The sequence below is a fragment of the Paenibacillus sp. LRG-1 genome, from assembly GCF_057220305.1.
The window spans coordinates 1,974,170-1,988,939 of record NZ_CM170126.1 but is presented as its reverse complement, the minus strand read 5'-3'; the positions used below and the strand labels follow the sequence as shown (position 1 = coordinate 1,988,939).

Annotated in this window: 17 protein-coding genes; 3 read left to right on the top strand and 14 right to left on the bottom strand. The window is 44.9% G+C overall.

Annotated features, from left to right (window positions below; genetic code table 11):
• Positions 1–17: 17 nt before the first annotated feature.
• Entirely contained in the window at positions 18–1,238 is a 1,221-nt protein-coding gene (locus tag ACUUJN_RS08900; protein WP_013309691.1) for an MFS transporter, read from the top strand.
• A gap of 107 nt (positions 1,239–1,345) precedes the next feature.
• Here ACUUJN_RS08900 and ACUUJN_RS08895 read toward each other — a convergent pair whose 3' ends face one another.
• A complete protein-coding gene (locus tag ACUUJN_RS08895) occupies positions 1,346–1,990 on the bottom strand; it encodes an O-methyltransferase (protein WP_023987995.1) in 645 nt (214 codons plus the stop codon).
• Between the two features lie 157 nt (positions 1,991–2,147).
• Here ACUUJN_RS08895 and ACUUJN_RS08890 point away from each other — a divergent pair, with 157 nt between their 5' ends.
• Positions 2,148–3,308 (top strand): THUMP domain-containing class I SAM-dependent RNA methyltransferase, encoded by a 1,161-nt coding sequence (locus tag ACUUJN_RS08890; protein WP_023987994.1) that lies wholly within the window; start codon positions 2,148–2,150, stop codon positions 3,306–3,308.
• Positions 3,309–3,496: 188 nt separating this feature from the next.
• The gene (locus tag ACUUJN_RS08885; protein ID WP_028542840.1) at positions 3,497–5,479 is read left to right on the top strand and encodes an LTA synthase family protein; all 1,983 of its coding nucleotides are present in this window, start codon (positions 3,497–3,499) and stop codon (positions 5,477–5,479) included.
• Positions 5,480–5,652: 173 nt separating this feature from the next.
• Here ACUUJN_RS08885 and ACUUJN_RS08880 read toward each other — a convergent pair whose 3' ends face one another.
• From ACUUJN_RS08880 to ACUUJN_RS08820, 13 genes are all read right to left on the bottom strand, one after another.
• Positions 5,653–5,922 (bottom strand): hypothetical protein, encoded by a 270-nt coding sequence (locus tag ACUUJN_RS08880; RefSeq protein WP_023987992.1) that lies wholly within the window; start codon positions 5,920–5,922, stop codon positions 5,653–5,655.
• Positions 5,923–6,016: 94 nt separating this feature from the next.
• Positions 6,017–6,238, bottom strand: coding sequence for a YuzB family protein (locus ACUUJN_RS08875; protein WP_007429791.1), 222 nt, complete (start codon positions 6,236–6,238; stop codon positions 6,017–6,019).
• Positions 6,239–6,261: 23 nt separating this feature from the next.
• Positions 6,262–6,564 carry an iron-sulfur cluster assembly accessory protein gene (locus ACUUJN_RS08870; protein WP_013309686.1) on the bottom strand — a complete coding sequence of 101 codons (303 nt, stop codon included), beginning with the start codon at positions 6,562–6,564 and terminating at the stop codon, positions 6,262–6,264.
• 261 nt (positions 6,565–6,825) lie between these two features.
• Positions 6,826–7,092, bottom strand: coding sequence for a hypothetical protein (locus ACUUJN_RS08865; RefSeq protein WP_023987991.1), 267 nt, complete (start codon positions 7,090–7,092; stop codon positions 6,826–6,828).
• 135 nt (positions 7,093–7,227) lie between these two features.
• Positions 7,228–8,448 carry a M14 family metallopeptidase gene (locus ACUUJN_RS08860; protein ID WP_023987990.1) on the bottom strand — a complete coding sequence of 407 codons (1,221 nt, stop codon included), beginning with the start codon at positions 8,446–8,448 and terminating at the stop codon, positions 7,228–7,230.
• Between the two features lie 120 nt (positions 8,449–8,568).
• Positions 8,569–9,378, bottom strand: a complete 810-nt coding sequence (racE, locus tag ACUUJN_RS08855) for a glutamate racemase (RefSeq protein ID WP_023987989.1) — start codon at positions 9,376–9,378, stop codon at positions 8,569–8,571.
• Between the two features lie 208 nt (positions 9,379–9,586).
• Positions 9,587–9,910, bottom strand: coding sequence for a YtxH domain-containing protein (locus ACUUJN_RS08850; RefSeq protein WP_068940242.1), 324 nt, complete (start codon positions 9,908–9,910; stop codon positions 9,587–9,589).
• Between the two features lie 96 nt (positions 9,911–10,006).
• Complete coding sequence (locus ACUUJN_RS08845) at positions 10,007–10,654, bottom strand: helix-turn-helix transcriptional regulator (protein WP_028542843.1); 648 nt, start codon at positions 10,652–10,654, stop codon at positions 10,007–10,009.
• Positions 10,655–10,662: 8 nt separating this feature from the next.
• Positions 10,663–11,103, bottom strand: a complete 441-nt coding sequence (locus ACUUJN_RS08840; RefSeq protein WP_023987986.1) for a DUF86 domain-containing protein — start codon at positions 11,101–11,103, stop codon at positions 10,663–10,665.
• A 24-nt stretch (positions 11,104–11,127) separates the two neighbouring features.
• A complete protein-coding gene (locus ACUUJN_RS08835) occupies positions 11,128–11,415 on the bottom strand; it encodes a Dabb family protein (protein ID WP_013309679.1) in 288 nt (95 codons plus the stop codon).
• 80 nt (positions 11,416–11,495) lie between these two features.
• Entirely contained in the window at positions 11,496–11,921 is a 426-nt protein-coding gene (locus ACUUJN_RS08830; RefSeq protein ID WP_023987985.1) for a phage holin family protein, read from the bottom strand.
• A gap of 206 nt (positions 11,922–12,127) precedes the next feature.
• Positions 12,128–13,264 carry a polysaccharide deacetylase family protein gene (locus tag ACUUJN_RS08825; RefSeq protein ID WP_023987984.1) on the bottom strand — a complete coding sequence of 379 codons (1,137 nt, stop codon included), beginning with the start codon at positions 13,262–13,264 and terminating at the stop codon, positions 12,128–12,130.
• A gap of 963 nt (positions 13,265–14,227) precedes the next feature.
• Complete coding sequence (locus ACUUJN_RS08820; RefSeq protein WP_254325934.1) at positions 14,228–14,755, bottom strand: hypothetical protein; 528 nt, start codon at positions 14,753–14,755, stop codon at positions 14,228–14,230.
• Between the last annotated feature and the right edge of the window lie 15 nt (positions 14,756–14,770).

The window sequence follows — 14,770 nt, the reverse complement described above, 5'->3', positions numbered from 1 at the left end:
AAGGAAGTGAAAGCACATTGAAAACGTGGGAGACGTGGAAAATCAATCTCATTGTGCTTTGGTTCGGTCAGTTTCTGGTCAATGCGGGTATCACGATGATTACTCCGTTCCTCGCCCTGTATCTGGCTCAGGACCTTCATGTGAAGGGAGAGCACGATATTGGTCTATGGGCCGGAGTTATTTTTGCCGCTAACTTTTTGACCTCATTTATGTTCCAGCCTTTGTGGGGCAAGCTGGCTGACCGATATGGACGTAAAGTCATGCTGCTTCGCTCAGGCTTTGGTATGGCTTTGGTCATCGGATGTATGGGTTTGGTCACCCACCCGTGGCAACTGCTGGCGCTTCGCCTGCTGAACGGTACGATTTCGGGTTTCAATCCGGCATCGATTTCCCTAGTGTCGGGTACCACTCCCAAAGAGCGAACCGGATTCGCTATGGGGATTATGCAATCCGGTCAGATGGCTGGCACGATTCTCGGCCCTCTGCTAGGCGGATTTTTGGCTGACTGGGTCGGATTCAGACCGATCTTTTATATTACAGGCGCTCTAATTTTTATAGCCTCGCTCATCGCAATGTTTCTGGTTAAAGAAAATTTCAGCAAAACGGAAGCCGCACGCATACCGCAAATTTCGGTTCTTGCCGGATTAAAGGAGCTAAGCCATACGCCCCAGCTTCCGGCTTTGTTCACCGTAACGTTTCTACTCCAGTTTGCCATGATCAGTACGGTATCTCTGCTGCCGTTATATGTGCAAAAGCTGTATGGGTCGGCAGAAGGAATTGCGTTAATTGCCGGGTTCGTTACGGCTATTACAGGCGTATCCAATATGGTTGCTGCACCGCTCCTTGGAAGATTGAGTGACAAGATAGGGGCGCACAAGATCTTGACCATTGCACTGCTCGGAACGGCGGTTATGCTCATTCCGCAGGCTTTTGTCAATGAAGTATGGCAACTTGTCATTATCCGTTTTTTCATGGGTGTATTTATGGGCGGTCTGCTACCAAGCGTAAATGCGTTGATTCGCACGTATACACCGGAAGGAATGGAAAGCCGTTCTTTCGGCTTCAATACCAGTTCGCTAGCGCTCGGAAATATGCTGGGTGCTGTCATTGGCGGGGTGCTATCCGGGTTTATTGGCATCGAAGGACTGTTTATCATGTCAGGTGTCCTGTTAATCGTCAACATATTCTGGGTACGCATGAAGCTTTTTGATCGTAAGGCTACGCCTGATTTCAGGTAAGATAACCTCGTGGTAAGACAAGCCTGCCTTAACAGATAAGAACCTCCGCTCCACGCTGCTGTGGACAAGGAGGTTCTTTTTGTATAGCTATACATAGGGAATGAACACTATTTAACTCGAGCTAGCGCCAATCCATCGTAAGCTGGCAAAAGCGTGCTGACCAGCCGTGGATCTGTTGCTATCGTTTCGTTAAAACGTCTCACGGCCTGGACGGCAGGGCCGTTCTTATCCGTATTCAGCGTCCGTCCGCGAAGGAAACAGTTGTCTCCCGCAATAATGGCACCCGGATTCGCCAGAGCAATCGCATATTCCAGATACACTGGGTAATTTTCCTTATCTGCATCAATGAAGAAAAAATCGAAAGTTCTTCCCTCTTCCTGAAGTTCCTTCAAGCTGTCCGCTGCGGGTCCGATACGATATTCGACACGGTCACCGTATCCGTTGTTTTCCATATGTCGATGTGCCAGCGCTGCGTACGCTTCTTTCAGCTCCAGTGACACAATGCGGCCCTTTTCTCCCAGCCCACGAGCCAGACATAATCCACTGTAGCCGCCTAATGCGCCGATTTCCAGTACATGCTGTGCGCCAGATACTTCAATTAGAAAGGTCAACAGTTTTCCGTAAGGATGAGCAACGGATACTTCCGGCATACCTTCTTTAACGATAGCCTCCCTAATACTGCGCAGTGCTTCATCTTCTTGTACCAGCTGGTCTACATATTGTTCAGGGGTCATATTTGGTGTAATTTCCACGGTTCATCTCTCCTTCTTGCTTAATCATAGCGCAGGTTGGACGTGATGTCCTTCGTAAATTTTTTACCTTAATGATTTGTCTCTTCGAGTACAATGACCTATACTATAGGGATTGAACCAAGCTTACATGATTATGGGGACGGAGTGAATACGTTTAATGACTCAACTGCAACTAATTGCAACTGCGCCAATGGGACTTGAAGCCGTCGTGGCCCGGGAACTCAGAGAACTCGGGTACGAAGATCTGACCGTTGAAAATGGCCGCGTCGTTTTTACCGGAGATTATATGGATATATGCCGGTGTAACCTGTGGCTTCGCACATCAGACCGCGTGCTTATAAAAATGGGTGAATTTGCTGCAACTACCTTCGACGAGCTGTTCGAGGGTACCAAAGCATTGCCTTGGCAGGATTGGATTCCTGTAGATGGTGAATTTCCCGTAGAGGGACGTTCGCACAAATCACAGCTTAGTAGCGTACCAGCCAGTCAGGGAATCGTCAAGAAGGCGATTGTAGAGAAGCTCAAGGAAACCTACCACACAGATTGGTTTGCTGAAGATGGCCCTCGTTACGTCATTGAGGTCATTCTATTGAATGATCGTGCATTGCTGACACTTGATACGACCGGTCCAGGACTGCACAAACGCGGCTATCGTAAGCTCGTTACAGAGGCGCCTCTCAAAGAAACGATGGCTTCTGCTCTTATTCAGCTTAGTCGCTGGAGCCCTGACCGACCATTCTATGACCCATGCTGCGGTTCCGGTACTTTATTGGTCGAAGCTGCCATGCAAGCCTGGAACATTGCGCCAGGCCTGAGACGTACCTTTAACTCGGAAGACTGGCCTGTCATTGGCAGAGAATTATGGGATCAGGCTCGCGACGAAGCGATGGATTTGACCCGCGATGACATTCCTTTTGAGATTGCAGGTAGCGATATCGACCCAAATGCCATACAAGTTGCTGAGGCAGCTGTAAAAGCAGCAGGCTTTGCTAAAGACATCCCTCTTAAGGTAATGCCTGTAACTAAAGTCAGACTCGAAGGACAATATGGTGTGATGATTACAAACCCACCTTATGGCGAGAGACTGAGCGAGCAATCCGAGGTGGAAAAGCTGATCCGTTCACTCGCACGCACGGCAGCCGAAATGAAGACTTGGTCCTTCTTTGCCATCAGCTCCACCAAGCAATTTGAGCATTATTGGGGCCGTAAAGCAGACAAGCGCCGGAAGTTGTTTAACGGCCGTATTGAATGCCAATACTATCAGTATCTAGGCCCTCTGCCTCCGCGCCGCAAAGATACTTCGCCGTTGCAGCCTTAAATATGATGAAGTTTAGGCCAGGAAACGAACCCTCTGTTCGTTCTTCTGGCCTGATTTGTGCTGTATTTTCTTTACTTAATCATTGAAATGCGCGAGATGAGCGCTATAATAATTAAAGGCATTTCGGTTTTAACATTACGTTAATATGTAGTTTATACTAGCCGAACATTTCTGCCGGAGGGGGTAAAGTGTTGGTTATTCGCACGTCCAGTGCAAGTCGCACTGGTAACACGTTCAGCAGAGTGCTGCTGTCTCGATATTTTGGATTAGGTCTGTTTTTTGTACTTATGATCGGCAAGCTCGTACTGATTCACTATAACTTGCATGCCCAAAATATTGACATGAATCCGCTGGATTATGTCATCGCTATTGGTTCTCTTTTACTTGTGAGCTTCTGGACCTTATGGCTACCACGTCGCGGACGTTTGATTGCTCTTGTGGTGCTCGATGTTTTGCTCACCGCGCTCATTTATTCCGACATGGTTTATTATCGGTATTTCCAGGATTTCATTACGATTCCCGTCTTACTTCAAGCCGGACAAGTTGACTCTCTGGGCGGAAGTATCGCATCCCTTATGTACTGGTGGGACATTTTCTTTTTTGCAGACTGGATTCTATTCATTCCGTATGTCATATTTGTGGCTTCGTTACGACGTCGACTTACAACGAATGATACTTATTTAGAAGCATCCCGAAGCTCGTTCACAAGGAGGTTCCTGCTTCGCTTCTCCAAAGGGGCATTGGCCTTCCTGATTGGCTATGTATTGACATTTGGGCCGATCAAATATTATACCTCCACATGGGCAACTGGCATATTTGTCGGCAACTGGTGGTCGATGGCCTTGTACAACGTAACCGGATTGATCGGATTTCATGGATATGACATCTACCGCTATGGTCAGGATCACCTTGGTCCCCAGCCTACATTGGCTCAAGCAGAATCCGATAAGGATAAGGAATGGTTTAATCAGCACCAAAAGTTGCTTCAGGTTAAAAATGATCTATCTGGCAAGTATAAGGGCAAAAACGTGATGGTCATACAAGCTGAAGCGTTCATGAACTTTTTTATCGGCAAACAGATCAACGGTCAAGCGATTACGCCTAACTTTGACAAACTGACGAAGGAAAGCATGTATTTCAACAATTATTTTCACCAGACTGCGCAGGGTCGTACTTCGGACGCGGACTTCTCTACACATGCTTCGCTGCATCCGCTCCCTACTGGCTCGGTATTTATCCGTTATGCGGACCATAAATTCGATACGTTACCTTCCATTTTGAAGGATACTGGGTATAGTCCCAATGCGTTTCACGTGTACGATAGCAGCTTCTGGAACCGTTACACCATGTATAAGGCAATGAACTATGACAAGTTCTACAGTAAAAAAGATTTTAAAATAGATGAGCCACTGGGTTGGTCCCTAGGAGATAAATCCTTTTTCCGTCAAACGCTCAATGATCTCACCACCGAAGTTAAGCAGCCGTTCTACGCCTATATGGTCGGTATCTCCAGCCATCATCCGTACAACCTGTCACCTGACGCGGTAGATTTGGACGTTGGCGAGTTTGAAGGTACCATGTTCGGAGACTATCTGAAATCTGTCCATTATGTAGATGAAGCACTGGGCGAATTGGTAGATCAGATGAAGAAAGACGGACTGTGGGATGATACGATCCTGATGTTTTATGGGGATCATGACAATTCTATTAAAGACAAAGCACTGTATGAGAAGTTTTTAGGCAAGCCACTTACGGATCTGGACATGCAGAAAATCATGAATCAAGTGCCATTGCTTGTGCATCTTCCTGACGGAAGTCAGGCGGGCACGTATACGGAACCGGCAGGTCAGTTGGATCTGACGCCTTCCGTAATGCACCTACTTGGGATTTCTACAAAACCATATCATTTTATGGGAAACGATCTGTTTAGCGGGAAGCCTCGTATGGTTGTACTGCGTACTGGTGCTTTCACCGATGGACGAGTGTACTACATTCCATCTGAGGACGGTACATTCTCCAAAGGGACCTGTTACAACCTGAGTACAGGCCAGCCTACAGATGTTAACGCCTGCGGACCGGGCTATACCGAAGCTCTCAATCGGTTGAACATATCCGATCAGGTTATCACATACGATCTTATTCGCGAATGGGAACCACAAACAAAGAAGTAACTCCTTCTTTATCTAATAGACTTTCTGTGGGAGGTTGCTAACATAGCATCCTCCCCGAACTCTTTTAAGGATGCCGATCGCATACCCACCCTGTATATAACAAAAAAGCACGATCCATCAGCTTGTAAGTGCTGTGGATCGTGCTTTTTTATATGGATTGTCACTCGACTGCGCTAGGAACGCAACGTTTTTTTAGCTTGTTCAAGCCGTTGTACCTCTTCACCAAGCATGTCCTCTGCAACTTCTACTGAGTCGTCACCAAGGCTATCCTTTGCCTGCTGTATGGCATGTTCCGCATGAGTGCGAGATTGCTCCGCCTGTTCAATCAGTTGCTCAGCCGGATGTGACAATGCCTGAGAGACGGCATTGTGTAGCCTGTCCACCGAGTTTTGTGTTTGAGCTTCAACACTGTGATTGTCGAGATTAGAATCATATTGGGCCATGAGTCACTCCTCCTTCTGGGCAGTGGTCTACATCCATTAGCATGGATCAGAAGAAGGAGAACTATTCAAAAATTGCGAATGCTGCGTACTGGAACTATTTGATAAAGCGCGCAGCCTTCTCCAATACTTCATCCTCTGTGGCCGCACTCACATAACGTCCGTTCACATATACAAACGCTCGTTTCCCACAAGGACCGCAATACGATTTGCAGCCGATTTTGATCTCGGCATCTGGTGCCATCTTTTGCAACTTGGGCAAGATCGTTTTCAAGCGGATATGATTGCATTCATCACATACGCGAATATCATTGGCCATCTGTCATCCCTCCGAGCTCCGGCTTAGTGGTCGCCGTGATTACCTTGGGAAGGGTTAGTAATGACAAATCCTTCTTCGGGGAAGTACAAGTAATCAATTTTCACACCATCCAGCAGCGGCTGGCCGTTTTCCAAAATTACGTCAATGCCTTTATCTGTAGATACGACAGTATCTGTTTCTTTAGGCGTGTCCAAATCCAGCCCGTAATGAGCATGATCTCCATGAGCATGAGTAATAACAACGCGCAGGCTCTTCCCTTGGTTCTCTTCCTTATCCAGTTCAAGTTTCAATACTTTAGCTGCGTTACGAGTAATTTTGCAGTTCATCAAACTTCATCTCCTTCATATTCATTAAATGAAATGTGGTTCATTGGATACATATCCACACCACACAACCTAGCGGGTAAAATCAACAACTCAAATAATTAGCCTCTATCCCAGAGGGAAAGAGGTACTACGGCAGCACAGCTGCGTCTGAAACATCATCATGAGCCGATAGACCACAATTATATTCAGCATAGCAAAAGGCAATATTCCTATTGTAAAGAAAATCGTGAAAAATCGCAATCACGAAATTCATAAGCTTATCTACCGAACACGTACATGCTGCTTTTCAAGCACATCTGGATATTTTCGTTCGGCACGGGTGACAAACCAATTCATAAGCAATAGCGTCACACCAATATCGTCGATGGGCATAAATGGCATGACATCAGGTAATACCCAATAGAGCAATACAGGCACCGCAAAGAGTAACTTTTCTCCCAGCGGAATCCTTGATGAAGTAATAAATCGGGGCATACGACGAAATACATGTGACCATTGACGGAGAGATAGTAATCTTTTCCACTTCATAGTTGTTCACTCCATTTCCAATGCTCCTAAGTATATATACCCCATTGAAGGGACATGTAAAGAGGAACACTTATAAAAAACGTGTTCCTCCTAATACGCGCAAATGATTCGATACGTTTCAGTAGGCCGAATTTTTCACCATGACAGCACTGTTGCCATTAACATGCCCACTTCTGCTGCAATATCATCGTAATCACGCGTGGGCAGCGGATTTACACCTAGACCGACTTCAACGGTAAACCCTGGTTTACCAAATCGCTGTATAAACCAATCCTTGTACCCTGCATCGCTCCCACCCAGCTTTACCGCCCGGTACCCTGTTGCGGCAGCTAGCCGTAAGGCCCAATCTCGGCTCTCCTTAGGCTCTAGATCCCGATAATTCCAATAGATCTCCTGTCCCTGACTGTGTATGGATAACACCATGTCGAACTGTTCGCGCTCCGTCAGATCGGCAAGCGCCTTGGACTCTGGTTCAGACAAAGGTGCAGGTCCTGCATAGTCTCGTCGAGACGGACCTATTTTACCGCGTCTGCGTACCTCTTCTTCCCAATATGCCGGAAATTGATCGTTGAGATCGACACCACGAATATTGGCCTTCCAACCGCGATAATCAGCACGTCCTTCATTCCACTTTTTGAGATCATGATACAACGGATGAGTTGGGAGTACACCTTGTTGCACCAGCTCTACCCCATCCGGGTTGACCATCGGAACCACCCATAGGGATGTATGCTCCAGCAAATCCTGCGGAGAACCTCCATACACCCATTGAGAGGTCCCTATATGTTCTTCAGTCCCATCGATCCCTTGTGCATATTGCTCTATAAAACGCAGCAAACAAGGCGTCGTCAGCCATTCATTAGCATGAACAGAAGCATTGGCATGAATTTTACGGGTTCCCTGCCCAATACGTACATAAGGAATATCCTTCCCCATGACACTGGTGCCAATGCTGCCAACTTCAATAAACGGATATCTGAGGGCCAAGGCCGCTAGGTCTTCCTTTAAATCTTCATATCCATATTCTCCACGTAATCGTACAATCTGATCCTGATGGTCTTCAGGAATAACAATAGTTTTTCCTTCCGTAAAATCATGCTCCGCAAGTCCTGGATTGGCTAGCCGTAACTCATCAAGCTCCACACCAAACTGCTTGGCAATCTGTCTTGCATACTCACCAGGCTGAATAACGTATTTACGATCCGTAGACGGACGAATATATAACACTTGACCACTAATCAGATAGGGTTGCGTGGCGGCCCACGGATTATCTACGATCAAAGTATCCGCCGATAGTTTAAAAGCCGAGGCGACCCGGTGCAATGTATCTCCTTTTTGAACGATATATTCCCTCATCTTACTACGCCCCTTCCATCTGCCTTACTGCATGTTATGCAGACGCGGCGTGTCTTGATGTAGCGAAAAGCAAAACAACCGACTTCTTTTGTCCAATGACAAAAAAAGTCGGCTGTCTCGTTAATCCAAATTGGTGACTTGCCAGACGACAGGCGTTTGGCGAATTTGCTCCCCGAGCCACTGTGCGGCAATGCGCTGGAACAATTCAGGATCGCCGGAACAAAAAAGCTGATGCACCGGCGTTTCGTCCCCAGCTTCCAACTTGCCTTTGTTATACAAAATGGTACTCGTCTCACGCGCCGTTTCATCTGCCGAGCTAATGAGCTTTACTGCAGGCCCCATGACTTCTTGAATCGTTTCCTTCAAAAAAGGATAATGCGTACAACCAAGAATCAGACAATCAATCGGATACGTTTGAATAGGTCTCAATGTCTCCTCCACAACCTGCGATGTCGTCTTGGAGCGGAATAACCCTTGTTCCACCAATGGAACAAGCGCAGGACAAGCATGGCTCACCACGTCTACATAAGGAGACAATTGCTTGAGCGCAGCTGTATACGCTCCGCTTCGAATCGTACCGACAGTCCCAATCACCCCGACATGCCCGGTAGCCGTCGCGCTAATCGCAGCACGAGCCCCAGGGTGAATGACTCCGATCACCGGAATGGATACCTTTTGGCTTATATAGTCCAATGCCGCGGCAGTAGCCGTGTTACAAGCAATAATAATGACTTTCGGATCAAATTGAATCAGAAAATCAACCATTTGCTCTGTAAATTTTTTAACCTCTTCCGATGGTCGGGGGCCATACGGAGTGCGCGCAGTGTCTCCAAAATAAATGATTTTTTCCCGTGGAAGCTGACGCATGACTTCTTTTACAACCGTCAAACCTCCTACACCGGAATCCAATATTGCAATCGCTTGCTGCACGTACACACCGCTTCCTTTTTTGTTCAAATATGAGTTGTTTCATCTCGGAAAGCTATCCGTTGCTACATACCTTATGTCGTATTAATGTAAAAGGTACCCCAAAAGATTACCCTAAAACGAGGAAGTGATCAATAAAAAGGCTCCACCCCAACGGGAGAAGCCACGAATTCAAACCGTATTCAGTGTTTCACCTACGTTTTACAGACCGTTACAGAGCATCTTTTTCCGTATCTTCTTGAACAGTCGCTGATGAAATACTAACCTCAGGAATAATTTCACCCTTTTTACGCCATTGCCCAATTTCATGAATGACGGCTGAGGCTGTCTCCTTAATTTTGTCAGTATACTCAATTGAGGTGTCTGAAATTTTCCCCGCTAGCTCCTGTCCCTTATCACTTACGTTGCGCGCCTGATCTGTAATATTCTGACGCAGCTCACGACCAGACTTAGGGGCAAATAACAAAGCAGCAACCGAACCAATAATGCTGCCTGCCAACGCGCCTCGGATAAAACTTTTGCAGTTCTCCTTCATCATCATCTCTCCCTTGTGCCCGGGCGAATGCCCATCTGTTAGTGCATTATAAGCATGGAGAGCTTGTCATGATACAGAAAACAAGCCTGAAAAGTTTTACTTTTTTTTAGAGCGGATACGATACAGGCAACAACGGCCCCCATCCGCCAAACAATCCTCACGAACAACCTCGGCATCAAGCAGCTCCTCAAACATTTGCTGCTCGCATTCACAAGCCTTGCGGTAACGGCCTGCAATTTGAGAGATAGGACAATTGTATTCCACAATAGAGTAGCTACCATCCTCTTCCTCGTGCCACTCTGCCATATATCCGGAAGCATTCTGGATGCCCGAAAGCTTTTCCACACGTGAGGCCAGTGTAGTCTTCCCCTCCATGTGAGGGGCGTAGCGCTTCATCATTTTACGTTTTCTACCATCAAACAGCGAGTAAACAGCTTCCATTCCCTGTTCTTCATCCAGCTCCTCTAACAGTTCCAGTAACAGATGATCATAATTACGAGGAAACTGCTCGCTTCCCTGCTCGCTCAGACTGTATAAAAACGTCGGGCGTCCCATCGCCTGTCTCACGATCGTAGCCACGATCAGACCATCCTGCTCCATCAATTTGAGATGCCTGCGCACTCCCATTTCGGTAATGCCCAATTGAGCTGCCAAGCTTCCGACGCCCACAGGTCCCTGGGTTTTCAATAATGTCATGATCATGCGCCTAGTGGGCATTTCGGGTACGATATACTTATCCGTCACTTTTGCCTTTACACTCCCTCGGGCTGGGGACCCAATTCCTTATTTAAATAATCATGCACGTTAGATGCAAAAAGCTCCAGCAACCCAGGCAGCTTTGGTGTAAGCGGGTGAAGGCTTGTCCGGTCCCAATGGAAGTACTCCTGTACTAGGGGTTTACGTAAGCCTACCAGCTCTACTAGCGAATGAAATACGGTATCATCCAGTACACCCTCCTCATGAATGATACCGATAATATCCTCATAGCTACTAGCGTCACGCATAATAAATCCGTCGATGATATAGCTTCCTACGTCCGTTACCGTCTCAATTGCCAGATGAAGGCAGCGCTCCTGCACTAGCCCCTGCAACAGATCGCCGTTCCAGGCAGCAGAAGTCTGGCGAAGTCCGGCGACAATGTCGGGAACAGCCCCTAGTCGAAGCTCAATTTGTTCCCGGTTGACATAATACAAGGTCCTACACCTCCAGTAATCGCTTTAGATTTCATAATCAACTGCGATAGATACATCCTTTACTTCATTCATGTGTACAATAATTTCCTGGTGCACAGGATGTACCTGATACGTTTGCAAATCCTCCAGTGTTTCGACAACAGCGGTAAGGGAAATATCATAAGAACGTTCCGAACGAATCACATCCGTACCTACTTCGAGTGACAGCAGCTCTTTGATTTTGCCGTTCATGCTGCGCAAAATGGATGCCGTGTGCTCAATGCTTTCGGGGGAGCGGTCTTTCAATTTGAACAAAACAATATGTTTAATCATGCGTATAGGCTCCTTATCTTAAAATGTTCTCTTGAAAATTTTATCATAACGCCCCACATACGGAAAGAAACTTTGTAATTCTAGCGATCTTTTCCGCCATTTTTACCATCAGACTCCTTGTCCTTTAATAGGGCAAAAAAATTCTTGAGCTTCGGTGGGAGCGGCAGACCCATTCGTGAACAGTTTTCCGTAATAGAGATCAATTCATTGGATAAATAAAAATACGTTGTCGCCCCTTTCATGATTTCGGTACCCATCAGGAGATCCACATGATGCGCCAAAGAAATTACCATTAGCATTAAAGCCTTTCTAGCCAGCCCCCAAAAGCCGGCTTTACTGCTTAAACCTTGCCCAGTCTTAATTGCTGCGGCGACTCCAGTCACATAATCAACAGCCATTGCAACCGTGAATAGCACCATTAGCTGATTCCAGCCGCCAAAGGCAAACGTAATAAGGGCTCCTGCGGTAGCGCAAATCATACTAAACATACTCGGATTAATATTCATACCTCTCCTCCTCTCGGGGCGGTTACTGTAATATATGCAGCGACGTGGTAACCCGTAAAGTCATATGACCTGTGCATAGACATGAATTCATAGATTCATATAAAGCATGCTGCAAACTTCACAATTCCGAGCGAATACAACAAAAAGACACCTTTTCAACCACTATATAATGGTTGAAAAGGTGCCTTTTCTTTCATGCTATTCAATTAACGATGATCATTCCAAAAATTAAGCGGAGTCAGGTTATCATTCAACGGCTCGAACGAATATCCTTCTTTCTGCAAAGCGGCCATGATTTGTGGAAGAACCTTGATCGTAGATGGCTTATCATGCATAAGAACGACTGGTGTTCTGCCTTGCTTTTTCAATCTTCTAATATCACTTAGGACAGTCTGTACAAAATGCTCTGGATTTTTAGTATAACGCCAATCATTGGAATCGATATTCCAGTCCCAAATATGATAACCTGCACCCGTCAGTTGATCACGATATGCTTTCTTCAAATACGGTTTGCTGCCATAAGGTGTACGAATCAAAGAAGTGCGTTTTCCTGTAGCCTTAAATAAAATTTCATTATCCTGATTCATCTCTGCCAATGCTGCTGCCGGGGATGCATAGATTTTCTTCACCTGATGCGTCATCCCATGCAGGCCCAAACCATGACCCGCCTCTACCATTCTTTTCATCACTGCGCTATGTTGACGAATTTCAGGTCCCAGCATGAAGAAAGTAGCCTTCGCATTATATTTATCTAAAATATCCAGCAGCTGCGACGTATGCGCCGTAGGACCATCATCGAAGCTCAAATAAATCGTACGACTGGATGATGAGGCAGTTCCCTTGTTGCCTGAATTGCTGGCTTTGCCCGGTTTGACAGCTGCATACTGTTTAATTTCTGTTGCGAATGTATTCAAAAACTGAGCATCAGACAAACTAGCATTTGCGTTCTGAATTCGATATAGATTACTTGTTGGAAGCGTAATAGTGAAGCCGAACGCATCGGTCAAAGTGCGAATTGGCACCATTGTACGATCTCCACGCTCGAACACATCCCCCTTGTTCAAATCCAGCGTAAAGCTGCGATTATGTCCAGTCAGTACCAATGTGTTGCCGTTGGCCGAAGTAGAAATCCCCATCTTTTGCCCTAATGTAACGATAGGAACATACAACTTATCATTTTTCATTACGGGCTGAATGGTATTCGAATCTAGCAACACATCATTGACCCCCAGCAAAGGAGCCTTCGCTTGTGCACTCGCCGTATTCGTATGTATACCTAGCAAACCCAAACAACAGATTGCCATCAAGCATACAGCCATCCATTTTGCATTTAAAAGCTTCATTCATTACACCATCCTGTGCTGTATTTTATAATGTGCGGGAGCTATCTCTAGCTTGTCTATGAAGTTATACAGACATGACGATATAGACATGGCAATATAGACATTCACTCAACATATAGAACATAAACGCGTATGAACCGACTGAACCTGACGTCTTTTCGTTCCCCCTATATATATTAATAGATTACCAGACTATAGTAGGTAAATATAGTAAAACAATTTGAAAACAATCTCGCAACCCCCCTACCAGAGAAGGTTACAAAGTTGTGAATAAATTGGCCGGAGTTAATAAGAGTACAAGCGATTAGTAGATTCTTTTGATGGAACTAGAACCTATAAAACAAGTCTTTTATGAATTTTATACTCAGTATTAAGTGGCTATACCGACAAATTCCCCTCTGCCCGTTAGGAAACTATCTGATTATCATTTATAATATACTTATTGTTTCAGCAATAGTTATACATAATTATTTAAAATTATCATCTAGACACTCTTCTGCTCATAAGAAATACTTCATTTCTCGAACCTGCTCGTGTATTCTTTAAATAAGTACATCCTAAAATTCTTTTTTTTGTAATTTCATTATTTATCTTTGGGAATACATTTAAATTATATAAATCTAGCTATGTTCGAAAAAATTATTTATGTACTTTGAGTGGATCACAAAAGAAGACCTTGAAGAGAAATCTCCAAGATCTTCTGAAGTATTAATCCAATGTAAAATAACCATCATCGATTTTTCCATTTAAAATCAAATAACAACCTCATTTAATCTTAACGTCTTACAATATTGGAATAAAAGATATTACTTGGTTTTGACTACATTCCGAAAAGTTACCTAACATCAAAGCACCTCGTTGCAATTCAACAATTAATCTTGTTTCTGGAAATCGCCAAAATAGCTTTTAAATCCATTCGGATAATCTTTACTATAGTTATCAAAAGCATTCCTCATCGCTTCTTCAATTGTAGAGAACTCCTTCACCATCAATTGCGTTATACTCTGCAATTAAACGCGACATGCCCGAAAGGCTACCCTCTTCATATCCTGATTCCCTTAGCCCCGATATAATATTGAAAAGAACTCTTTTCCATTCTGATCTAAAAGACTTCTTAGATAGAGTAATAGCTCCTTTAGTGGTCAATAATTGTTCAGTATGTCCCAAAACAGAACCCCATTGAGAGTTTATTTCCATTTGCTCATCCGACCAACTTATATTCCATACATTAGCAAATGTATCAGATGCCCAATGCAAAGATATCTCACCAGATGAATTACTTCTTAATTTTTCAAGAATATAAAGAATATCATCTATCATATAACTAATGTCATATTTATAACATAGCGGTATATATATGGATTTCCAAACCATGACAGCCTTTTCAGTCATCATTGGAAATATTGTTTCAATTGCATTTGATAAATTTTGATCTTCTCCATCAAAGAAACCTGTACATCTAGGACAACTTGCTTGAATCCAAAAATCCACAATTCTTGACCTCCT